General features: G+C 72.9%; 23 protein-coding genes and 1 riboswitch. Of the genes, 14 read left to right on the forward strand and 9 right to left on the reverse strand.

Annotated elements, in window-relative coordinates; translation table 11 throughout:
* Positions 1-95: 95 nt before the first annotated feature.
* Positions 96-235: riboswitch (cobalamin riboswitch) on the reverse strand.
* A 146-nt stretch (positions 236-381) separates the two neighbouring features.
* Together OHS71_RS31415 and OHS71_RS31420 are read right to left on the reverse strand one after the other, a co-directional pair.
* Positions 382-603 (reverse strand): hypothetical protein, encoded by a 222-nt coding sequence (locus OHS71_RS31415; protein ID WP_328482697.1) that lies wholly within the window; start codon positions 601-603, stop codon positions 382-384.
* Positions 604-637: 34 nt separating this feature from the next.
* Complete coding sequence (locus tag OHS71_RS31420; protein WP_328482698.1) at positions 638-1,894, reverse strand: inorganic phosphate transporter; 1,257 nt, start codon at positions 1,892-1,894, stop codon at positions 638-640.
* A gap of 557 nt (positions 1,895-2,451) precedes the next feature.
* Here OHS71_RS31420 and OHS71_RS31425 point away from each other — a divergent pair.
* The 3 genes from OHS71_RS31425 (at position 2,452) to OHS71_RS31435 (ending at position 6,116) form a co-directional block, all read left to right on the forward strand.
* Complete coding sequence (locus tag OHS71_RS31425) at positions 2,452-3,183, forward strand: class II aldolase/adducin family protein (RefSeq protein ID WP_328482699.1); 732 nt, start codon at positions 2,452-2,454, stop codon at positions 3,181-3,183.
* 134 nt (positions 3,184-3,317) lie between these two features.
* Positions 3,318-4,469 carry an alpha/beta hydrolase gene (locus OHS71_RS31430; protein ID WP_328482700.1) on the forward strand — a complete coding sequence of 384 codons (1,152 nt, stop codon included), beginning with the start codon at positions 3,318-3,320 and terminating at the stop codon, positions 4,467-4,469.
* A 210-nt stretch (positions 4,470-4,679) separates the two neighbouring features.
* Entirely contained in the window at positions 4,680-6,116 is a 1,437-nt protein-coding gene (locus tag OHS71_RS31435; protein WP_328482701.1) for a hypothetical protein, read from the forward strand.
* A 62-nt stretch (positions 6,117-6,178) separates the two neighbouring features.
* On the opposite strand, the gene OHS71_RS31440 is transcribed toward OHS71_RS31435, so the two are convergent.
* Entirely contained in the window at positions 6,179-6,592 is a 414-nt protein-coding gene (locus tag OHS71_RS31440; RefSeq protein WP_328482702.1) for a VOC family protein, read from the reverse strand.
* Positions 6,593-6,896: 304 nt separating this feature from the next.
* On the opposite strand from OHS71_RS31440, the gene abc-f reads away from it, so the two are divergent.
* The 3 genes from abc-f to OHS71_RS31455 all read left to right on the forward strand — a co-directional run bounded on the left by abc-f (position 6,897) and on the right by OHS71_RS31455 (position 10,092).
* The gene (abc-f, locus tag OHS71_RS31445; RefSeq protein WP_328482703.1) at positions 6,897-8,495 is read left to right on the forward strand and encodes a ribosomal protection-like ABC-F family protein; all 1,599 of its coding nucleotides are present in this window, start codon (positions 6,897-6,899) and stop codon (positions 8,493-8,495) included.
* A gap of 425 nt (positions 8,496-8,920) precedes the next feature.
* Positions 8,921-9,142, forward strand: coding sequence for a helix-turn-helix domain-containing protein (locus OHS71_RS31450; RefSeq protein ID WP_004002281.1), 222 nt, complete (start codon positions 8,921-8,923; stop codon positions 9,140-9,142).
* A gap of 146 nt (positions 9,143-9,288) precedes the next feature.
* The gene (locus OHS71_RS31455; protein ID WP_328482704.1) at positions 9,289-10,092 is read left to right on the forward strand and encodes an enoyl-CoA hydratase/isomerase family protein; all 804 of its coding nucleotides are present in this window, start codon (positions 9,289-9,291) and stop codon (positions 10,090-10,092) included.
* A 22-nt stretch (positions 10,093-10,114) separates the two neighbouring features.
* Here the strand turns inward: OHS71_RS31455 and OHS71_RS31460 are convergent, their stop codons facing one another.
* Positions 10,115-10,828, reverse strand: coding sequence for a nucleopolyhedrovirus P10 family protein (locus OHS71_RS31460; RefSeq protein WP_328482705.1), 714 nt, complete (start codon positions 10,826-10,828; stop codon positions 10,115-10,117).
* 95 nt (positions 10,829-10,923) lie between these two features.
* Here OHS71_RS31460 and OHS71_RS31465 point away from each other — a divergent pair, with 95 nt between their 5' ends.
* From OHS71_RS31465 to amaP, 5 genes are read left to right on the forward strand one after another with little or no spacing between them, the layout of a single operon-like run.
* Positions 10,924-11,406 (forward strand): Asp23/Gls24 family envelope stress response protein, encoded by a 483-nt coding sequence (locus tag OHS71_RS31465; RefSeq protein ID WP_328482706.1) that lies wholly within the window; start codon positions 10,924-10,926, stop codon positions 11,404-11,406.
* Positions 11,407-11,449: 43 nt separating this feature from the next.
* Positions 11,450-11,635 carry a hypothetical protein gene (locus tag OHS71_RS31470; RefSeq protein ID WP_328482707.1) on the forward strand — a complete coding sequence of 62 codons (186 nt, stop codon included), beginning with the start codon at positions 11,450-11,452 and terminating at the stop codon, positions 11,633-11,635.
* Positions 11,632-12,015, forward strand: coding sequence for an Asp23/Gls24 family envelope stress response protein (locus OHS71_RS31475; RefSeq protein ID WP_328482708.1), 384 nt, complete (start codon positions 11,632-11,634; stop codon positions 12,013-12,015). Before OHS71_RS31470 ends, OHS71_RS31475 begins: the two co-directional genes overlap by 4 nt.
* Positions 12,012-12,638: a DUF6286 domain-containing protein gene (locus tag OHS71_RS31480; RefSeq protein WP_328482709.1), complete on the forward strand. Its 627-nt coding sequence runs from the start codon at positions 12,012-12,014 to the stop codon at positions 12,636-12,638. Before OHS71_RS31475 ends, OHS71_RS31480 begins: the two co-directional genes overlap by 4 nt.
* A gap of 5 nt (positions 12,639-12,643) precedes the next feature.
* Positions 12,644-13,222: an alkaline shock response membrane anchor protein AmaP gene (gene amaP / locus OHS71_RS31485; RefSeq protein WP_328484706.1), complete on the forward strand. Its 579-nt coding sequence runs from the start codon at positions 12,644-12,646 to the stop codon at positions 13,220-13,222.
* 150 nt (positions 13,223-13,372) lie between these two features.
* Here amaP and OHS71_RS31490 read toward each other — a convergent pair whose 3' ends face one another.
* From OHS71_RS31490 to OHS71_RS31510, 5 genes are all read right to left on the reverse strand, one after another.
* Positions 13,373-14,128 (reverse strand): SDR family oxidoreductase, encoded by a 756-nt coding sequence (locus OHS71_RS31490; RefSeq protein ID WP_328482710.1) that lies wholly within the window; start codon positions 14,126-14,128, stop codon positions 13,373-13,375.
* A gap of 5 nt (positions 14,129-14,133) precedes the next feature.
* Positions 14,134-15,921, reverse strand: a complete 1,788-nt coding sequence (locus OHS71_RS31495; RefSeq protein ID WP_328482711.1) for a glycoside hydrolase family 15 protein — start codon at positions 15,919-15,921, stop codon at positions 14,134-14,136.
* A gap of 254 nt (positions 15,922-16,175) precedes the next feature.
* Positions 16,176-16,967: an SURF1 family cytochrome oxidase biogenesis protein gene (locus OHS71_RS31500; protein ID WP_328482712.1), complete on the reverse strand. Its 792-nt coding sequence runs from the start codon at positions 16,965-16,967 to the stop codon at positions 16,176-16,178.
* Between the two features lie 107 nt (positions 16,968-17,074).
* The gene (locus tag OHS71_RS31505) at positions 17,075-17,308 is read right to left on the reverse strand and encodes a hypothetical protein (RefSeq protein ID WP_319170027.1); all 234 of its coding nucleotides are present in this window, start codon (positions 17,306-17,308) and stop codon (positions 17,075-17,077) included.
* A gap of 136 nt (positions 17,309-17,444) precedes the next feature.
* The gene (locus tag OHS71_RS31510) at positions 17,445-18,446 is read right to left on the reverse strand and encodes a DEDDh family exonuclease (RefSeq protein WP_328482713.1); all 1,002 of its coding nucleotides are present in this window, start codon (positions 18,444-18,446) and stop codon (positions 17,445-17,447) included.
* 273 nt (positions 18,447-18,719) lie between these two features.
* On the opposite strand from OHS71_RS31510, the gene OHS71_RS31515 reads away from it, so the two are divergent.
* From OHS71_RS31515 to OHS71_RS31525, 3 genes are all read left to right on the forward strand, one after another.
* Positions 18,720-19,430: a VIT1/CCC1 transporter family protein gene (locus OHS71_RS31515; protein ID WP_328482714.1), complete on the forward strand. Its 711-nt coding sequence runs from the start codon at positions 18,720-18,722 to the stop codon at positions 19,428-19,430.
* A gap of 171 nt (positions 19,431-19,601) precedes the next feature.
* Positions 19,602-20,525 carry a sterol desaturase family protein gene (locus OHS71_RS31520; RefSeq protein WP_328482715.1) on the forward strand — a complete coding sequence of 308 codons (924 nt, stop codon included), beginning with the start codon at positions 19,602-19,604 and terminating at the stop codon, positions 20,523-20,525.
* Positions 20,522-21,208: a lysoplasmalogenase gene (locus OHS71_RS31525; protein WP_328482716.1), complete on the forward strand. Its 687-nt coding sequence runs from the start codon at positions 20,522-20,524 to the stop codon at positions 21,206-21,208. The genes OHS71_RS31520 and OHS71_RS31525 overlap by 4 nt, the downstream gene beginning before the upstream one ends.

Genomic DNA, 21,208 nt, shown 5'->3' on the forward strand with positions numbered 1-21,208 from the left:
AGCCGGCCGTGCGGTCGGGCAGCGACCTTGCGGGGTACCTCAACGGCCCAGCGAGCATGGCGATATGTCCTCACTCAGGGTGTCCACGCCCTGGTTCGACGAGACCGGCGGCGAGAGTTCCTGGCTCCCGGGGGTTTCTACCCCGGTGACAGTGGCGGGACCGCGCCGGATTCACACCGGCTTCCTCTTCTGCCGCCGTACATGGCCCGGGCAGTCCACCACGGGCCCGGAAGGGCCGTCAACTTGCTGTTGACCTGCGGGGGGAGAGTGTGCAGAACCCCACACGGGCCCGATCGGCGGGGTCACAGGCAACGGGTCACGACGAACGAGGGGTGCGGGACGGTGATCCGTCCCGCACCCCTCGCTCGTCGATGTGATGTGTCAGGCGACGATCAGTGAGATCCCGTAGGCCACCGCCGCCGCGCAGGCCGCGAAGCACGCGTACGCGCCGGTCACCGCGAGGGTGGCCGAGCCGCCCTCGGCCGTCGCCCGTTCCTGCCGCGACAGGCCCATGACGCCGAGGGTGAACAGGGCCACGAGGCCCACGGTGACCACGAGGCTGACGCCGAAGACGGAGCCCAGGGCTGCCCAGTCGATCTTCATGCTGCTTCTCTTCCTTCGTACCGGGTGCGCGGACTCAGACGGCCGCGGCCGGGGGAGCGGCGGGGGTCGCGGGCTCGACGGCGGGGCCGGGGATCGTGGCCGTCAGGTCCGTGGCGAGGTCCTCGGCGAGGATGCCCACGGGCGGCGGGGTGACGACGGCGATCGCCGTCGTGATGACGCCCGCCGGCTCCTCGGCCGCGTTGACGTTCGAGGCGTCGACGACCTCGCGCCGGGAGATCTTCCAGATGGCCGCGCTGGAGGCGATCAGGAAGACCGCGACGACGGCCGTGCCCCAGTCGCCGAGGTCGGTGACGGACTCGGCGAGCGCGCCCACCAGGGCCGCGGCCGGGAGCGTCAGACCCCAGGCGACGAACATGCGGGTCGCCGTCGACCAGCGGACCACACCGCCCTTGCGGCCCAGTCCCGCGCCCATCACCGCACCGGAGACCGAGTGGGTGGTGGAGAGGGAGAAACCGAGGTGGGAGGAGGCCAGGATGACCGTGGCCGCGCTGGTCTGGGCGGCGAAGCCCTGCTGCGGCTGGAGGTCGGTCAGGCCCTTGCCCATGGTGCGGATGATGCGCCAGCCGCCGAGGTAGGTGCCGAGGGCGATGGCCATGCCGGCGGAGAGGATGACCCAGGTGGGCGGGTCGGAGTCGGGGGCCACGGCGCCGCCGGCGACCAGGGCCAGGGTGATGATGCCCATCGTCTTCTGCGCGTCGTTGGTGCCGTGCGCGAGGGACACCAGGCCGGCCGAGGCGATCTGGCCCGTGCGGTAGCCCTTGGCCGCCGCCTTGCCGTCGGCCTTCTTGCCGAGGGTGTAGGACAGGCGGGTCGCGAGCATCGCCGCGACTCCCGCGACGATCGGTGCCGCGATCGCCGGGATCAGCACCTTGGTGACCAGGGCGTCACCGTGCACCGCGCCCGTACCGGCCGAGGCGATGGTGGCGCCGATCAGACCGCCCATCAGGGCGTGCGAGGAACTGGAGGGCAGGCCCACCAGCCAGGTCAGCAGGTTCCAGAGGATCGCGCCGACCAGGGCGGCGAAGATGACCTCGGGACGGATGCCGGTCTCGTCGACGAGACCCTTGGAGATCGTGTTGGCGACCTCCACCGAGAGGAAAGCGCCCACAAGGTTCAGCGCGGCGGACATGGCCACCGCGACCTTGGGCTTGAGTGCACCGGTCGAGATGGTGGTGGCCATCGCGTTGGCGGTGTCGTGGAAACCGTTCGTGAAATCGAACGCGAGTGCGGTTACGACCACAATCGCGAGGATCAGCGAGAAGCTTTCCATTTACCCAGGCAATCGTTCGAAGTCATTGGCAGGTCGACCGTAGGCAATCTGGGTGAACGGAAGATGAACTGAGCAGGGCGTCCGGGTGTCCGTGCGAGGGGGTCGGCGGGAGCGCCCCGGCACCCGGCGCGGGACGGGGCAAGCGCCGTACGGACGCCTGCCTTTCGCGAACCCCGACGGCTCGCTCCAACGGCACCCCGAGAGACATCGGTCACCCCGTGACGGGCCGCCCACAGGGCGTGATCCGCGGCGCACCGACCCCCTGGGAGCGGCTGCCCGTCCGTGCGGCGATCCCGCCGTCCCGGCGCCGGCCGACGCCACCGCCTTCGCGGCCGCAGCCACCGCATGACGGGACCGCCGCCCTCGTGCATGAGGCCCCTGTCGTCGTGTCGGGTCCGCGCCCGTCGTGTACGAAACGACGTGTCCCGGGCTCCGTGTCCGAGCTCCCCTCCGGCAGGGCGGCGCAGCAGGCGGCCGGGAACAGCGAGGCGGCCGCTTTCCGGCCCGCACACCCACGGCCGGCGGCAGCCCCCTGCGGCTCCTGGCAGGATCGCGGCATGGCTGAGCAGCGACGCGAGCAGGGGGACACCCGGGATCACCGGGACGGCGTACCGGGCACGGACGGGCGGCGCGGCAGACACGCCGTCCCCGAGGAGGCACGGGCCTGGGAGGCGCTCGTGACGGCGGCCCGCCGCACCGTGGCCGACCGGCTGGTCGTCGGCACCTCGGGCAACGTCTCGGTACGTGTCGGCGACACCGTGCTGGTCACCCCGTCGGGCGTGCCCTACGACCGGCTCACCCCGGACGACGTGACGGGCGTCGACCTCACCGGCCGGCAGGTGCTCGGCGGCCTGCGCCCGACGAGCGAGCTGCCCATGCACCTGGCCGTCTACCGCACCACGGACGCCGAAGCGATCGTCCACACCCACGCCGTCCACGCGACCGCCGTCTCGACCCTCGTCACCGAGCTCCCCAGGGTCCACTACATGGCGGGCGCGCTCGGCGGCCCGGTCCGGGTCGCCCCCTACGCGCTCTACGGCACCGACGAGTTGGCCGAGAACGTGCTCCGGGCGCTCGAAGGACGCAGTGGCTGCCTCCTTCAGAACCACGGCACGCTCACCCACGGCACCACCCTCGACCAGGCCTACGACCGCACGGCCCAACTGGAGTGGATGTGCCGCCTGTGGCTGACGGCCGCGTCGGTACCGGGCCTGAGCCCCTCGCTCCTGACGGAGGAACAGATCGGGGAGGCGGGCGAACGGCTGCGCGGGTACGGGCAGCGCCACTGACCCGCCGCCCGGCCGCCCGGACAGGCGCGGACGAGCGGTCCTCACCCGGCCGCGCCCGGCCGCGCCTGCCCCCGGGCCCCTTCGGCCGGGCTCCACCACTGGCCGGGAGGAGGGCGGGCCAGGACACTGGACGCGTGCGCACTGTCAGAGCGACGGCCGCCGCCGTCACCGCAGCCCTGGCCGCGGGAGCCGCCAGCGTCGCCGCCGGCCGGCTGGCCAGCGACGCCGCGCTGAAGGCACCGCCCGGCCGGCCCCTGCCCACCGAACCCCGGCTCACCGTGCACGGCACGGCCGCCGGCCAGATCACCCTCACCCGTGACCTGGCCACGCTGCGCCCCGGCACCTACGGCCTCTCCGGCAAGGGCTCCCACGCGGTCCTGGGCCCCCTCCTGCCCACCGCCCCGCACTCCGCCGACACCGTCGTGCGCCGCCTGGAGCGGGTCACCCACGGCAGCCTGAACCCCGGCGACGCGGTCTGGCTCACCCCCAACCTCCATGTCGGCAACCCCTCCAGCGCCCTCGGGCTCGACCACGCCGACGTCGACATCCCGGGCGAGCTGGGCAACCTGCCCGCCTGGTTCGTACCCGGGGCGCGCAACACCTGGGTGATCGCCGTGCACGGCCTGGGCACCACCCGGGAACACGCCCTGAACCTCATGGGCTTCCTGCACCGCCGCCACTTCCCCGTGCTCGCCCTGGCCCACCGCGGCGACCTCGGCGCACCCCGTTCCCCGGACGGCCTCAACCACCTGGGCGAGACCGAGTGGCGCGACCTGGACGCCGCGATGCGGTACGCCGTCCGGCACGGCGCCCGACGCGTCGTCCTGCTCGGCTGGTCCACCGGGGCCACCATGGCGCTGCGCGCCGCCGCCGACTCCGGGCTGCGCGACATCGTCTCCGGGCTGGTGCTGGACTCCCCGGTCCTCGACTGGCGGACGACGGTGCGCGCCCTCGCCGCCGCCCGGCACACCCCCGGCGCGCTGCTGCCGCTGGCCGTCCGCGCCGCCGAGGGCCGCACCGGCCTGCACACCGGCCCCGGAGGCCGGGGCCCCGGTGGTCACGCCGACACGGCCGCCGACCCCGGCCGGCTGAAGGTCCCGACCCTCGTGCTGCACGGCCCCGACGACGCCGTCGCTCCCTGGAGCGCCTCACGCCGCCTCGCCGCCCGCCGCCCCGAGCTGGTCACCCTGCACACCGTCCGCCACGCCCCGCACGGCGCCATGTGGAATCCCGACCCCGCGGCCTACGAGGAGGCACTGCGCCGCTTCCTGACCCCGCTGATGTGATCCGGCGCCGTGCGTGGGGCTCGTCCGTGAGTCCGCTCCGGTGGGTTCGCGACGGGTTCCTCGACCGCTGCCGACGGTTCCGTTCAAGCCCGTACCACTGGCCTGAAGGCGTCTCCCCGTCCCGCGCGAGAGCCGGTGCCTTGGCCAGTCCCGTAGCCCGCCGTGACATTCCGTTTGGGTTTTCGGACCGTCAACCGGAAGACTGCACCCGTGACGTCCCGTATCCCGCGCGACTCCAGGCTTCGACTCGTCCGCCCGCGACCCCTGGCCGCCGCACCCTCAGCTGTGAACGAGCGGCGCCCGCGCCGCCCCGCCCCCCGCCCCCCGGAGGGCACCCCGGCCCCGGCGGAGCTGGCCAGAATGGCGCGCTCCGGACTGGCCGCCGCCGCCCGCGTCGCCCGCTGGGCCGACAACGCCCTCGGCCCCGGCCGGGACGCGGCCACGGCCGACGGCAAGGCCACGCTCTCCGACGCGACCGCCGAACGGGCCGCCGCCGATCTGGGCCTGACCACGGATCGGATCCGCGCCGACTGGGACACCGCACGCCTCGCCGGGCTCGTCGAGGTGCACGGCGACAGCGCCCGGCCCGGCTGGCGGCTGCGCGCCTGGAACCGCGACGACAGCGCCGTCCTGCGCGGCTGGGTCGCCCTGTTCGACGCGTGGTCGCTCGCCTCCCCGGAGCCGGAGGACCAGGAGCCCGGCGCCGTCGCCGAGGTCGTCTCGGCCATGCCCCAGGTCCTGTCCTTCCTCCAGCTCTCCGCCGGGCCCGTCCCCGTCGAGCAGCTCCTGGACCTGCTCCGCCAGCGCGTCACCGAACTGCGCACCGAGCGCTGCGAGGTGCCTTACAGCGCCGGCTCGGAACCCGCGACGCCGATCGCCCCGGTCCTCTCCGCCGACGCCGACCCGGCCGAGCCCGCCCAGGACGCCGAACTCGCCCCCCTCCTCGACTGGGCGCTGCACGCCCTCGCCGCCGTGGGCGCCCTCACCTGCGGCGGCGGACAGGCCACGCTCACACCGCTGGGCAGCTGGGCGGTCTGGGTCAAGCTGGAGCAGATCTGCGTCGCCGCGCAGAGCCCCGCCGGCAACATCGAGCAGTCGGCCGAGGCCATGCTCCGCGGCTGCGCCCAACTGCGTCCGAACGCGGCCCGAGCCGAGTACCGGGCCTGGCTCGCCGCCCGTACCGTCGGCAGCGCCGTCGCCGAACTGCTCCTCGCCGCCCGCGGCGACGACGCCCTGCTGCGCGGCCTCGCCTTCGAGGCCTTGCGCGTCGTCGGCGCCCCCGCCGAGCCCGATGTCCGCGCGGTCGTCGACGAACCGGCCCTGCGGCCCTACGCGCTGCTCTGGCTCGCCGAGCACGACGGAGTCGACCCGGAGGACGCCCACGAGGTGCTCACCCGCCAGGAGGCCACCTGGCTGTGGGTGGACACCGCCGCGGCCGTCGCCGACCACGGGGAGGCGCCGATGCTCGTGCGTCACCTCGAGTCGGCCTTGCAGCCGACGGTCCCCGCGCTGCTGACCGAGGTGCGGGCCGTCGGGCATCCGCGCACGGTGCAGGTACTGGTGGCACTCGCCGCCGCGCACCCCGACCCGGCGCTGGCCAAGGCCGTACGCCGGGCCGCCTTCCAGGTGCACACCGGAGGCAGCTGAATCAGTTCCGCACCCGCCTCCGCACGCTCGCGGAGCGGCCCGCTGGGGCTCCGGAGCGGTCGTCAGCCCTGTATCTCGGGGGCGTAGGTGCCGAAGCTCCAGATGTTGCCCTCGAGGTCTCTGGCCATGTAGTCCCGGGAGCCGTAGTCCTGGTCCGTCGGGGGCATGAGGATCTCCGCGCCGTGCTCCACGGCCCGCCGGTGGTGTGCGTCCACGTCGTCCACCACGACGTACACCCCGGCCGGACCCGCGTCCTTCATCGCCGTGTCGAAGACACCGCCGCGGCCCTTCGAGCCGAGCATCACCGCGCCGTTGCCCTGCGCCAGCTCGGCGTGCACGATCGAGCCGTCCTCGCCCTCGTACACGGACAGCTCCGTGAACCCCAGGGCCTCCGTGAGCTGTCTGACGGCCGCCTTCGCGTCGGCGTACAACACCGTCGGGCAGATGCCGGGCCGCGCGCTGGTCGTGCCTGCCATACGGATCACTCCCTCGTGATCGATGCCGGTTTCGTCACCCGCTGCCCAGTCTCGCACCCCCCACCGACAACGCCGCCGGGACGGGAATCCGGCAGGAGCACGGAAACCGGACGCAGGGAGAAGCGGACGCCGGAAGCGGACCCACGGGGAAGCGGCGGCCCGTGAAGATCGAACACCTGAACCCAGAAAAAGTGCTTGCACGATCCCGTTAGACTGGCCTCATGGCCATTCTCCTCGCGCACTAGACGGCGGGAACGTCCTCAGCCGCCCAACCCGCCAACGACCTTCGCACTGGAGTCTGTCCGTGATCTCCGCCTCCGGCATCGAGCTGCGCGCCGGTGCCCGCATCCTCATCGAGAACGCCTCCTTCCGTGTGGCCAAGGGCGACCGCATCGGTCTGGTCGGGCGCAACGGCGCCGGCAAGACCACGCTGACCAAGGTCCTGGCCGGTGAGGGCATCCCGGCCGCCGGGCAGGTCACCCGCTCCGGCGAGGTCGGCTACCTCCCGCAGGACCCCCGCACCGGCGACCTCGACGTGCTGGCCCGCGACCGCATCCTCTCCGCCCGCGGCCTGGACGTCCTGATCCGCAAGATGCGGGAGAACGAACAGCGGATCGCGAACGGCTCGGGTGCCACCCGCGACAAGGCGATGCGTCAGTACGAGCGCCAGGAGACGGAGTTCCTCACCAAGGGCGGGTACTCCGCCGAGGCCGAGGCCGCCACCATCGCCGCCGCGCTCAACCTGCCCGACCGGGTGCTCGGCCAGCCGCTGCACACGCTCTCCGGCGGTCAGCGCCGCCGCGTCGAGCTCGCCCGCATCCTGTTCTCCGACGCGGACACGCTCCTCCTCGACGAGCCGACGAACCACCTCGACGCCGACTCGATCGTCTGGCTGCGCGACTACCTCAAGACGTACCGCGGCGGTTTCATCGTCATCAGTCACGATGTCGACCTGGTCGAGACGGTCGTCAACAAGGTGTTCTACCTGGACGCCAACCGCTCCCAGATCGACGTCTACAACATGGGCTGGCGGCTCTACCAGCAGCAGCGCGAGTCCGACGAGAAGCGCCGCAAGCGCGAGCGGCAGAACGCCGAGAAGAAGGCCGCCGCACTGCATTCGCAGGCCGACAAGATGCGTGCCAAGGCCACCAAGACGGTCGCCGCGCAGAACATGGCCCGGCGTGCCGACAAGCTGCTCTCCGGCCTGGAGGCGGTCCGCCAGTCCGACAAGGTCGCCAAGCTCCGCTTCCCCGAGCCCGCGCCCTGCGGCAAGACGCCCCTGATGGCCGAGGGCCTGTCGAAGTCCTACGGCTCGCTGGAGATCTTCACCGACGTCGACCTGGCCATCGACAAGGGTTCGCGCGTCGTCATCCTCGGCCTGAACGGCGCCGGCAAGACGACCCTCCTGCGGCTGCTCGGCGGCGCCGAGAAGCCCGACACCGGCGAGGTCGTCGCAGGCCACGGCCTCAAGCTCGGCTACTACGCGCAGGAGCACGAGACCCTCGACCCGGAGCGCACGGTCCTGGAGAACATGCGCTCCGCCGCCCCGGACCTGGATCTGGTCGAGGTCCGCAAGACGCTCGGCTCGTTCCTGTTCTCCGGCGACGACGTCGACAAGCCCGCCGGCGTCCTCTCCGGTGGTGAGAAGACCCGGCTGGCGCTCGCCACCCTCGTCGTCTCCTCGGCCAACGTGCTGCTGCTCGACGAGCCCACCAACAACCTCGACCCGGCCAGCCGCGAGGAGATCCTCGGCGCGCTGCGCACCTACAAGGGCGCGGTCGTCCTCGTCACCCACGACGAGGGTGCCGTGGAGGCGCTCCAGCCCGAGCGGATCATCCTGCTGCCCGACGGTGTCGAGGACCTGTGGGGCGCCGACTACGCGGATCTGGTCGCCCTGGCCTGACCGGGCACCGGCGGGGGGCCGTCAGGCGGTCCGCCCAGCGGTCCGCCGGAGGGTCCGCCGCGTGCCCCGCACGGTGGTTCGCCGCGTGATCCACGGGGGTGGATCATTCGTCTGGATCATTCGGCCCACCGGTGATCCATCATCTGTGTGAGATCTCCTCGTATCGAGGTGTGTCCTACATCGATTTCACGGCCGATCCCTTTGTCGACAAGGGATCGGCCGTCGCGCGTCTCTGACCTGCCACTTCGCAGGAGAACCCGTTCGGCCCCACGAACAACACCCGTTGGAATCACAGGTTCCGTTTGTGGGGACGCGCTCCTGTCGTCAAAAGCCTGTGGCACGGACCTTGCCGAATGGGTGGCCATCGCGAGCCGGAGGGGTGATCATGAGGAGGACCAGAGCGCACTTCCCATGAGGAGGCACGGGTGGCCGAGACTCTGAAGAAGGGCAGCCGGGTGACCGGCGCCGCGCGCGACAAGCTCGCGGCAGACCTGAAGAAGAAGTACGACTCCGGTGCGAGCATCCGGGCGCTGGCCGAGGAAACCGGTCGCTCGTATGGCTTTGTTCACCGGATGCTCAGCGAGTCGGGCGTCACGCTGCGTGGGCGTGGCGGGGCGACCCGAGGCAAGAAGGCCGCCTCGTCCTGATCCGGGACGGCTCAACGCCTTCGGTGACCACCCGGTCGTTCTCCCTCCTGGCCTTGAAGGGGCCCGGCGGGACATCGGATCGACCGGGTGGTTACTGTGCAGTCACTTAGCCGACCGCTAGCTGACCGCACCATCGGAGGCGCCTCATGGCCACGCCCGGCCAGGAACTCGTTCCCCTGCTCGACAAGGACGGCGTACGGCTCACCGTGGACGACGCGCTCGCCACGGTGACGCTGGCCAACCCGGCCAAGCGCAATGCGCAGAGCCCCGCGATGTGGCGGGCGCTCGCCGAGGCCGGTCGGCTGGTGCCGGGCTCCGTCCGCGTGGTCGTGCTCCGCGGCGAGGGCAAATCCTTCTCCGCAGGGCTCGACCGGCAGATGTTCACGCCCGAGGGGATCGACGGCGAGCCGTCCTTCATCGAGCTCGCACGCAGTGGCGACGCCGAACTCGACGCCGCCATCGCCGGGTTCCAGGAGGGCTTCACCTGGTGGCGGCGCAACGACCTCGTGTCCATCGCCGCGGTCCAGGGCCACGCCATCGGTGCGGGCTTCCAGCTGGCACTCGCCTGTGACCTGCGCGTCGTCGCCGACGACGTGCAGTTCGCCATGCGCGAGACCAGCCTCGGCCTGGTACCGGACCTCACGGGCACGCACCCCCTCGTCTCCCTGGTCGGCTACGGCCGCGCGGCCGAGATCTGCCTGACCGGCCGGTTCGTGCACGCCGAGGAGGCGGTGAGTTCCGGGCTCGCCAACCTCGCCGTGCCCGCGCAGGAGCTCGACACCGCCGCTCACGAGCTGGCCGCGGCGATCCTGGCCGCGCCCCGCGAGGCCGTCATCGAGACCAAGGCGCTGCTGCGCGGCGCCGGGGACCGGACCTACGACGAGCAGCGCGCCGCCGAGCGCGCCGCCCAGGGCCGCCGCCTGCGGGACCTGGCCGGCATCGGCGAGTGAGCCGGGTCCTCGCGGACCCCGGTCACTCCACCGCCGTGACCAGCACGGTCACCGTCGGGTGATCCCGTAGCACCTCCGACACCACCCTGCGCACCTCCCGGGCCACGTCCACGGCCCGGTGGTGCGCGTTCACCGCGATCTCCACGCGCGCGTGACGGCGCGGCAGGGCGGTCGCGTGCTCCCGCTCCTCGATGCGTACCGCCCTGCCGATGACATCGGTCAACCGGGTCACCCCCGGCACGGACAACGCGGCGACGGTCGCACGCGCCTCGTCGCCGTGCTGTGCCGTCCTGACGGGCGGCGGCTCCGGAGCGGGCTGTGCCGCCTCGGGTTCCGGGTCCTCGTCCAGCAGGGCCGTCACCCGCAGGTCCACCTTCGACACCGCCAGACCGAGGCGCTCCGTCGCGGCCGCCGCCAGCGCCGAGCGCAGACGCGACGCCGTCGCCGGCAGCGGCTCGGACGCGTACGCGGCGATGTCGGCCGTCACCCGCAGCGGCCCGGGCGGCAGGGCGCCGGGTGGGGGCGGCACCGCGGGCTCGTACACCCCCGCCGGGTCGGCCCCCGCGATCTCCAGCGTGCCCAGCCGCACGCCCTCCACGCTCCGCGCCGCCCGCCGCAGCACCGCCTCGGCCGCGACCCCCGTGATCCACGCGCCGTCCCGCGGCCCGCCCAGCGGCAGCAGTCTGCCGAGGGCCAGCTGATGCCGTACCGCGCTCGTCCATCCGTCCGCCGTCATTGCTCCAGCCTGCCGCATCCCCGGGGCGCATCGGGGCAACCGCGCTTACCGTGGTCGAAGGGGAACGAACGAACCGGACGTAAGGACGTACGGCGATGACCGAGGCAACGGAGCAGCAGCGGACGCAGATGCCCGACGGAGGCACCGAGCCGCTGGGGACCCGCAAGACGACCAGACGCGGCGGTGGGGACCCGTCCACCCGAGGACGGACCACCATCGCAGACGGGGTCGTGGAGAAGATCGCCGGCCTCGCGGCGCGGGACGTCCTGGGCGTCCACGCGATGGGCAGCGGACTGAGCCGCACCTTCGGCGCCGTACGGGACCGCGTGCCCGGCGGTTCGAAGTCGGTGACCCGAGGCGTGAAGGCCGAGGTCGGCGAGGTGCAGACCGCGCTCGACCTGGAGATCGTCGTCGACTACGGCGTGGCCATCGCCGATGTCGCCCAGGCCGTGCGGGAGAACGTGATCGCGGCCGTTGAGCGGATGACAGGACTGGAGGTCGTCGAGGTCAACATCGCCGTGAGCGACGTCAAACTGCCCGACGAAGAGGACGAGGAGCCGGAGCCCCGGATCCAGTGACGCACGGACGGCCGGGTGACCGGACCGCCGAGGGGAGATCACCTTGAGCATGGCCGTGGCCGGCATGATCGCCGGCATGGCACTGGGCTTCGCCGGATACTTCGGCGGGTTCGGGGCCTTCCTGCTGGTGGCGGCACTGGGCGCCATCGGGTCCGTCGTCGGCCGGTTCCTCGAAGGGGACCTGGAACTCGGCGACTTCTTCCGCACCCGCGATGACCGGCGCCGGTGACCCCCGTGGACGAGGGGAGCGTCGCCGCGGGGCGACGCCCGTCCGCCGTTCCCCCGGGCGAACGCGGCGCGACCCGCATCGCCGACCGGGTCGTGGCCAAGATCGCGGCCCAGGCCGCGCGCGAGGCGGTGGGCCCCCTGCCGGGCGCCGCCGCCGGCCCGCACGCCACCGTTGTCGTCCACCATGAGGCCGCACGCGTCCGGGTCCACCTCGAACTCGGCTACCCGACCGATATCGGCGGACGCTGTCACCGTGTGCGTCGGCATGTCACCGAGCGGGTAGGCGCGTTGGTGGGAATGGAGGTTCCGGAGGTCGCCGTCCAGGTGGAGCGGCTGCACCTGACAGAGACCTCCGGCGTGGCGCACGGGAGGACGCGATGAGCGAGCCCGGAGGCTTGCAGGGCACAGTGCCCGTTCTGGAGAAACCCACGCAGGACGACGGCCCCGGCGCGCCGGGTCCCGCCGAGCACCGCTTCTGGTCGGCGCGTCGCGTTCCGGCCGGTGTCGTCGCGGCACTGCTGCTGGTCGTCGCCGGGGCCTTCCTCTACGACGTGGCCGCCGTCCGCGCCCACCGCTCGGCGTCGGCCTGGCGGAGGGGACTCGCCCGGCAGCTCGCCGAGCGTCCCCTCGACGACATCTGGGTACTGGTGGGCGCCGGTGTCGTGGCGGCCCTCGGGCTGTGGCTGATCCTCCTGGCCGCCACCCCGGGCCTGCGGGATCTGCTGCCGATGCGCCGTACCCACCCGGACGTCCGGGCGGGCCTGCACCGGGGCGCGGCCTCACTGGTGCTGCGCGACCGGGCCATGGAGGTCGCCGGCGTGCAGTCGGTACGGGTGCGCACGGGCCGCCGCAGGGCCGACGTCCGCGCGCTCTCCCACTTCCGCGACCTGGAGGACGTCCGCGCCGACCTGGACGCCGTCCTCGACGACGCGATCCGCGGTCTGGGACTGGTCAGGCCGCTCAACCTGACCCTCCACGTACGGCGACCGGCGAAGAAGAGGTGAGGATGATGCCGGGAACCGTGAACCGCGTGCTCCTCGCACTCGTCGGACTGGTGCTGCTCGCCGTGGGCGGCGCCGTGCTGGCCGTGGGCCTGGGCGTCCCGGCGCCGTCCTGGTGGCTGCACGACGGACCCCACGACCGCCTGCTCACCGCCGCCGAACGCACCCGCTGGCGCGCCGACGCCTGGTGGTGGCCGACGGTGATCGCGGTCCTCGCCCTTCTCGTCCTGCTGGCCCTGTGGTGGCTGACCGCGGTTCTGCGCCGTCGTCGCCTCGGGGAGCTCCTGGTCGACACAGGCGACGGCGCGGGAGCGCTGCTGCGGGGCCGCGCCCTGGAGGGCGTACTCGCGGGCGAGGCGGGGCGACTGGACGGCGTGGCCCACGCCCAGGTGGCCCTGACGGGCAGCAGGGAGGCGCCCGCCGCGCGGGTCCGCCTGCTGCTGGAGCCCCACGTGGACCCGGCGACGGCCCTGGACCACCTGACGGCGCGGGCCCTGACCCACGCCCGGGAGTCGGCGGCGCTGGCGAGGCTCCCGGCGGAGGTGCGGATGCGGGGCGCCGGACACAAGGCGCCAAGGGTCAGTTGAGGGACCTGGACACAAGACCCGAAGGGTCGGTCGAGGGACCTGGACACAGGGCGCAAAGGGTCGGTGGAGGCACCCCTGAGCGCGGGGCTGCGCACGTCCGGGGGCAGGTGAGCCGCCCCCGGAGCGCGGAGCGGCGTCGGCGGCGGACCGTCAGAAGCCGTGCCGCATCCCGCCGTCGACCGGCACCATGAGGCCCGTCAGGTAGGAGGCGGCCGGGGACAGCAGGAACGCGGCCGTCCGGCCGAACTCCGCCGGGGTCCCGTACCGCCGCAGCGGGATCCGGGACTCGTTCGCGGCCCGGGTGGCCTCCGGGTCGGCCGACAGCCCGTCCAGCTCCCGCACGCGGTCGGTGTCGATCCGGGCGGGCAGCAGGCCCACGACCCGGACACCCCTCGGCCCGAGTTCGTCGGAGAGCGACTTCGCGAACCCGGCCAGTCCCGGCCTCAGGCCGTTGGAGATCGTCAGCCCGGGAATCGGTTCGTGCACCGACCCCGACAGCACGAACCCGATGACGCCGCCCGCCTCCAGCTCGGCGGCGGCCGCCCGCGCCAGCCGGACCGCCCCGAGGAACACCGACTCGAACGCGGTCTGCCACTGCTCGTCCGTGTTGTCCGCGACGAACCCGGGCGGCGGACCGCCCACGCTCACCAGCACCCCGTCGAACCCGCCGAAGGCGTCCCGTGCCGTCGCGATCAGCCGTGCCGCCGCGCCGGGGTCGGCGTTGTCCACGGCGACCCCGACCGCGTTCGGCCCCAGTCCGGCCGCGGCGTCGGCGACGCTCTCCTCGTTCCGCCCGGTGAGGACGACCTTCGCGCCGTCCGCCACGAGCTCGCGCGCGGCGGCGTGGCCGAGGCCGCGGGTGGCCCCGGTGACGACGTACACCCGGTCCTTCAGTCCAAGATCCATGGCTCCTATCCTGCCCCCTCGTCACCGAACAGGGCGAGGGCGGTGTTCACCAGACCGATGTGACTGAAGGCCTGCGGGAAGTTGCCGAGGTGCCGGCCGGCCGTCGGGTCGTACTCCTCCGCCAGCAGCCCGACGTCGTTGGCCAGGCCCACCAGACGATCGAACAGGGCACGTGCCTCGTTCGTCCGGCCCGTCATGTGCAGCGCGTCCGCGAGCCAGAACGAGCAGGCCAGGAAGGTGCCCTCGTCGCCCGGCAGGCCGTCGACGGCCGCGCCGTCCGTGCTGTAGCGGCGCAGCAGACCGCCGTGCCCGAGCTCCTCGCGGACCGCGTCGACGGTCCCGACCACGCGCGGGTCGTCCGGCGGCAGGAAGCCGACGCGTGGGATGAGCAGCAGCGAGGCGTCCAGCTCGTGCGAGCCGTAGTACTGCGTGAACGTGCGCCGCACCGGGTCGTAGCCCTTCTCGCACACCTCGCGGTGCACCTCGTCGCGCATCGCCCGCCAGCCCTCCAGATCGCCGCGCAGCCCGGGGTACTCCTCCAGTGCGCGCACGGCCCGGTCGGCGGCCACCCACACCATCACCTTGGAGTGCACGAACTGGCGACGGCCGCCGCGTACCTCCCACAGTCCCTCGTCCGGCTGCCGCCAGTTCTCGCAGAGCCACTTCATCAGCGCGCACTGAAGCGACCACATGTGCGGCCTGGGGGACATGCCCGCCGTCCTGGCCAGCGACAGCGAGTCCATGACCTCGCCGTAGACGTCCAGTTGCAGCTGGCCCACGGCTCCGTTGCCGATGCGTACGGGCCTGGAGTCCGCGAAGCCCGACAGCCAGGGCAGCTCGCACTCGGGCAGCCGGCGCTCGCCCGCCAGCCCGTACATGATCTGTAGGTCCGCCGGATCGCCCGCGACGGCGCGCAGCAGCCAGTTGCGCCAGGCCTCGGCCTCGTCCTGGTAGCCGGCCGCCAGGAGGGCGCCGAGGGTGAGGGTGGAGTCGCGCAGCCAGCAGTAGCGGTAGTCCCAGTTGCGGACCCCTCCCGGCTCCTCGGGCAGCGAGGTGGTGAGCGCGGCGACGATACCGCCGGTGGGAACGTAGGTGAGCGCCTTGAGGGTGATCAGGGAGCGTACGACGGCGTCCCGGTGGGGCCCGTCGTAGCGGCAGCGGGCGGCCCACGCCTGCCAGTCCTCGACGCTGACCCGCAGTGCCTCCCACGGGTCGACGAGCGGCGGGCGGGACTGGTGCGAGGGATGCCAGGTCATCACGAAGGCCACCGACTCGCCCTCGGCGACGGTGAACTGCGAGTGGGTGCCGAAGTTCTCGCCCCAGGTGGGCACCTCCGGCACGCTGCGGAACCAGACCGCGTCGGGACCGCCGATCGCCACCCGGTGCCCGTCGGAACGGCGCATCCACGGGACGACCCAGCCGTAGTCGAAGCGCAGCCGCAGCGTGCTGCGGACGGTGACCCGGCCGCGCAGCCCCTGCACGATGCGTACGACGTCCGGGGCCCGGTCGCGCTGGGGCATCAGGTCGGTGACGCGGATCGCGCCCTCGTCGGTCTCCCACTCGGTGTCCAGGACCAGGGTGTCGGGCCGGTAGGCCCGCCGTGTGCAGGGACCCTGCACGCCCTTGGGGGCGATGCGCCAGTGGCCGTTCTCCTCGTCGCCGAGGAGGCGTGCGAAGCAGGCTCCGGAGTCGAAGCGGGGCAGGCAGAGCCAGTCGACGGAACCGTCCGTGCCGACCAGGGCGGCGGTCTGTTCGTCACCGATGAGCGCGTAGTTCTCGATGCGGGGGTGCACGCAGTTCCGGGTGCCCGGCGGGCCCGGAGCACAATCAGGGCTGCGGCCGGGCGGGTGAGGGCGGGCCCACCCCTGCACCGGTGCCCCGTAGGACGCCCCCCGGGTCCGGCGGGGCCTGGTTCCGTTCCCGGGCGATGACGGGCGCACCTGCGTCCGCGGGCCGCCGGATCCGCCGGCCGGCCGGGCGGGACGGCGGCCACGACCTCCGACGGCGGCGAACACACCCGACGGCGGCGACGCCGTCCGACCCGGCGTCAGACCGGCGCAGGCTCCGCCCGCTCGGTCTCGCGGGCGGCTGCCTGGGCCCGGTCGCGGGCCTCGCGGCGGACCAGGATCACCCAGCCGACGGGCACGCCCGCGGAGAACAGCCACCACTGGATGGCGTAGGCGTAGTTCAGGGCCGCGTCCTCGCTGCCCGGCCGGCCGACCAGCTCCGGGCTGTCGCCCTTGGGCTCCGGCGCCGTCTGTGCGATGTAGCCGCCGAGCACCGGGACGCCGAGGCGCCGGGCCTCCTGCTCGCTGTTGATCAGCATGACCTGCCGGTCCGGCAGTCCCTTGAGGTCCTTGATCCCGCTCGCCGCCGTCGTCTCGTCGGGCATCAGCCGCCCGGTGACGGTGACCTGGCCGCGCGGCGGCGCGGGCACCTTGGGGAACGCGGTCTGACTCGGAGCGTCCGCGGGGATCCAGCCCCGGTTGACCAGCAGCACCTTGCCGTCCGTCAGGACGAACGGGGTGAGCACGTGGAAGCCGACCGTCTCGTCGGCGTTGACCCGGCGCCTGACGACGACCTCGTGCGCGGTGTCGAAGGAGCCCGTGGCGGTGACGCTCCGGTACCGCTCGTCGCGGGTGACGGTGTGCCCCGGGGTGGTCAGCCGCTCCACGGGCACCGCCTCGGCGGTCAGCGCGTCGGAGACCAGCTGGTTGCGCGCGGTGCGCTCTTCGTAGCGATGCATCTGCCAGAAGCCCAGCCTGATCATCGTGGGGATGAAGAGGAGGGAGACCAGCGTGAGGATCACCCACTGCCGGGACAACAGGAAGCGGTACACCCCACGACCGTACAACTCGGTCGTGGGGTGCCTGCGCCCGGGTACCGGAAGCGGGCCCTCCGGTGCCGGGCCCCGGAGCCTCCTGGGCCGGGCCCGTCCGGGCCGGCTCACACCTTGTCGACGATGCCCACCCTGCCCTCCGCGCGGGCGCAGTGCGCGCCGCAGTACCAGTGACCCTCCACCTCGACGCCCTGGCCGATGATCTGCACCCGGCAGTGCTCGCAGATGGGGGCCATGCGGTGGATCGCGCAGGAGAAGCAGTCGAAGACATGGATCGCGCCCTGCGCGTGCACTTCGAAGGTCATTCCGTAGTCATTGCCGCAAACTTCGCATCTCGCCATGCGCCACAGGGTGAGCCGTCGCTTCCCCGGGGGCGAGCGGACGGCGGGCGAGTCGCGCGGCAATCACCCGTACGCACGGGTCGCGGGCCGGCTTCGCGTACAGCCTCGCGTGCTGCTCCAGGTATGCGTGTACGGGTCACCCGTCGGCGGGCTCCACGTCCCGCAGGAGCTGCCCGAAGGCCGCCTCGTCGACGACCGGGGTCCCGAACTGCCGCGCCTTCACCACCTTCGACGTGCCCGAGTCGGGGTCGTTGGTGACCAGCAGACTGGTCAGCCGGGACATGCTCGTGGCGACGTGCAGTCCGGCCTCGGCGGCCCGGTCCTCCAGCAGTTCGCGCTCGACCGACGTGTCACCCGAGAAGGCGACCCGCATGCCCTGCTTGAGCCTTTTGCCGTCTTCGTACCGGCCCGGGTTGGGATGCGGACAGGCGGGCCTCTTGCGTGACGGCCGCCAACTGCCGGGCCGGTAGCTGCCGTAGCCGCCGCCCGGACCGCTCGCCTGCCGGCCGATCAGCGCCGACGGCCGGTCGGCCCACTCGGTGAGCGGCCGGCACTCGAGCAGGGGCAGCCGCACACCGCCCGCCGCCGCGGCCCGCAGGCTGGGACGGAACGCCTCCGCCAGCACGCGCGCGTCGTCCAGCGCGTGGTGCGCCCGCTGCTGCACGACACCGAAGTGGGCCGCCAGCGACTCCAGCTTGTGGTTGGGCAGCGGCAGCGCCAGCTCCTTGGAGAGCGCGATGGTGCACAGCCGCTGCCGTACCGGGGCCTCACGCTCCGCGCGCGCGTACTCCCGGGCGATCATCTGCCAGTCGAAGACCGCGTTGTGCGCGACGAGCACCCGTCCGTCGAGCCGGACGGCGAACTCCTCCGCCACGTCCCGGAAGAGGGGCGCGCCCTCGAGTACCTCGCTCGTCAGGCCGTGGATCCACACCGGGCCCGGGTCGCGCTCCGGGTTGACCAGCGTGTACCAGTGGTCCTCCACCTCGCCGCGCGCGTCCAGCCGGTAGACGGCGGCCGAGATGATCCGGTCGTCCCGGGCCAGGCCGGTGGTCTCCACGTCAACGACCGCGTACCCCTGGGGATACGCGGTCGGCCACTCCGTGGGGGAGGACGCTGTCGTCGTGTGGTCTTCGAGCATGGTCACTGAGGATACGGGCCCCCACCGACACCCCGCCGCACCCGCCCCGAAGAGGAGGCGCGCGAAGCCCTCACCGGCGTACGGCAGTTCGCGAGGCGCACACGCGCGTGAGGATGGCCATCGGCTGACGCCCGGCCAACTCCGTCCCCTCGCGGGGTGATTCGCCCCTGATGAGCCTATTGACCTCAATGTCGCCCGGTGCAGGCCCACCGTGCCTTCTTCCGTGAGCGTCGGTGCTGCGACCCTGCCCGCCCGGGTGCCATCCTCCGTCCTGTGACGGAACCCACCCACGCCGAGGCCCACAGCGGCTCGCTCGGATCACGGCTGAACTGGCTTCGCGCGGCGGTCCTCGGCGCGAACGACGGCATCGTCTCCACCGCCGGCCTCGTCGTCGGCGTGGCCGGCGCGACGGACGACCGTTCGGCCCTGGTGACGGCGGGCCTCGCCGGTCTGCTCGCCGGGTCGATGTCCATGGCGGCGGGGGAGTACGTCTCCGTGTCGACCCAGCGGGACTCCGAGAGGGCCGCTCTCGCTCTGGAGCGGCGGGAGCTGCGCGAGCAGCCGGAGGCGGAACTGGAGGAACTGACCGACCTGCTGGAGGAGCGCGGACTGTCCAGGGGCGTCGCCAGGGAGGCCGCCGTCCAGCTCACGGAACGGGACGCCCTGAAGGCGCACGCGCGCGTGGAGCTCGGCATCGACCCCGACGACCTCACCAACCCCTGGCACGCGGCGTGGGCGAGCTTCCTCGCCTTCACGGCCGGCGCCCTGCTGCCCCTGCTCGCCATCGTGCTGCCCCCGGCGGACCTGCGCCTGCCGGTGACCGTCGCATCGGTCCTGGTGGCGCTGGCCGGGACGGGGTGGAGCAGCGCACGCCTCGGAGCGGCGGCGCCGGGACGTGCGGTGCTGCGCAACGTGGCGGGCGGGGCGCTGGCGATGGGCGCGACGTATCTGGTCGGATCGTTGCTGGGGGCGGCGGGGGTGTGAGGCGCGGGCCGCCGGCGTGGCCCCGCGCCGCGGGGGAGCGGTCGCCCCGCCGGGGCCTTGCGCCGCGGACGCCGGTTGGCGGAGATCGCCAACAAGCAAGCGCATACCGTCGGTAATACTTGTGGGTAACAACGTCTAGCCGCAGCCCACCAGCGGTTCTACGGTGCCAGCATGCCGAACCTGCCCGATGTCGTGCTGTGGTCGATACCCGCATTCGTGCTGCTCACCGTGATCGAGGTGATCAGCGTCCGGCTGCATCCCGACGAGGATGCGGCCGGATACGAGACGAAGGACGCCGCGACGAGCGTCGGCATGGGGCTCGGAAGTCTCGTGTTCGACTTCGTCTGGAAGATCCCGATCGTCGCGATCTACACGGCGATCCACGAGCTGACCCCGCTCCGGGTCCCCGTCCTGTGGTGGACGGTCCCGCTGATGCTGCTCGCGCAGGACTTCTTCTACTACTGGTCCCACCGCGGACACCATGTCATCCGCGTGCTGTGGGCCTGTCACGTCGTCCACCACTCCAGCGAGAAGTTCAACCTCACCACCGCGCTGCGGCAGCCCTGGACCTCGTTGACCGTCTGGCCGTTCTACGTCCCGCTCGTCGCCCTCGGCGTCCACCCGGCCGCGCTCGCCTTCTGCTCCTCGGCGAACCTGGTCTACCAGTTCTGGATTCACACCGAGCGGATCGACCGGATGCCCCGGTGGTTCGAGTTCGTCTTCAACACGCCCTCCCACCATCGCGTCCACCACGCGTCCCAGGGCGGCTACCTGGACCGTAACTTCGGCGGCATCCTCATCGTCTGGGACCGGATCTTCGGGTCGTTCGTGCCCGAGGTCGACCGGCCCGTCTACGGGTTGACCAAGAACATCAACACGTTCAACCCGATCAAGGTGGCCACGCACGAGTACGTCGCCATCGTCAAGGACGTGAGGGCGGCGAGCGGTTGGCGCGAGCGGACGGGTCGGGTGTTCCGGGGGCCCGGCTGGCAACCCGCGTCGGCGTCGGCGTCCCCGTCCGTGTCAGGGGCGCCGGCGCCCGCTCCCGCACCCGCGGCCACCGCCGCCCCGGCCGAGGAGAGCACGGCCGCGTGACCCGCTCCCGAGCCTCCCGCGTCCTCCTCGGCGCGTTCGTCCTCGCGGCGGCCGTCGACCTGGTCGCCCTCGCGGTCGGCGCCGACGCCGGGCACACGGCCGCCAAGCCCCTGCTGATGCCCCTCCTCGCCGTCTGGGCGGTGCTGCGCGGCGCGCCACGCCTGCTCGTCGCGGCCCTCCTGTGCGGCTGGGGCGGCGACGTCATGCTGCTGCTCGACGCCGACCCCGCGTTCCTCGCCGGCATGGCGTCCTTCGCCGTGGGCCACGTCTGCTACCTGACGCTGTTCGCCCGCACCGGCCGGCCGGGCACGCGCGCCGCCCTCCTGGCCCCCTGCTACGCCATCGCCCTGATCGCCACCGTCGCGCTGCTGTGGCGGGACCTTCCCGCGGACCTGCGCCTCCCCGTCGCCGTCTACAGCACCCTGCTCACGGCCATGGCGTACTCCGCCGCCACCCGGTCCGGTCCGGTCGCGGGCGTCGGGGGAGCGTTGTTCCTGCTCTCCGACACCCTCATCGCCACCGGTGTCGCCGACTGGCCACAGCCGCCCCGGCCCGACCTGTGGATCATGCTCACCTACATCGCCGCACAACTCCTGCTGGTACTCGGTGGAACGAGCCGTCGAAAGGGCTTCCGCCATCGGCCTTGCGCCCCCGGCCTTCGGCCGCTGACGTCCAGCCCCTGA

This window comes from Streptomyces sp. NBC_00377 (assembly GCF_036075115.1).
In the GTDB taxonomy this organism is placed as follows: domain Bacteria; phylum Actinomycetota; class Actinomycetes; order Streptomycetales; family Streptomycetaceae; genus Streptomyces.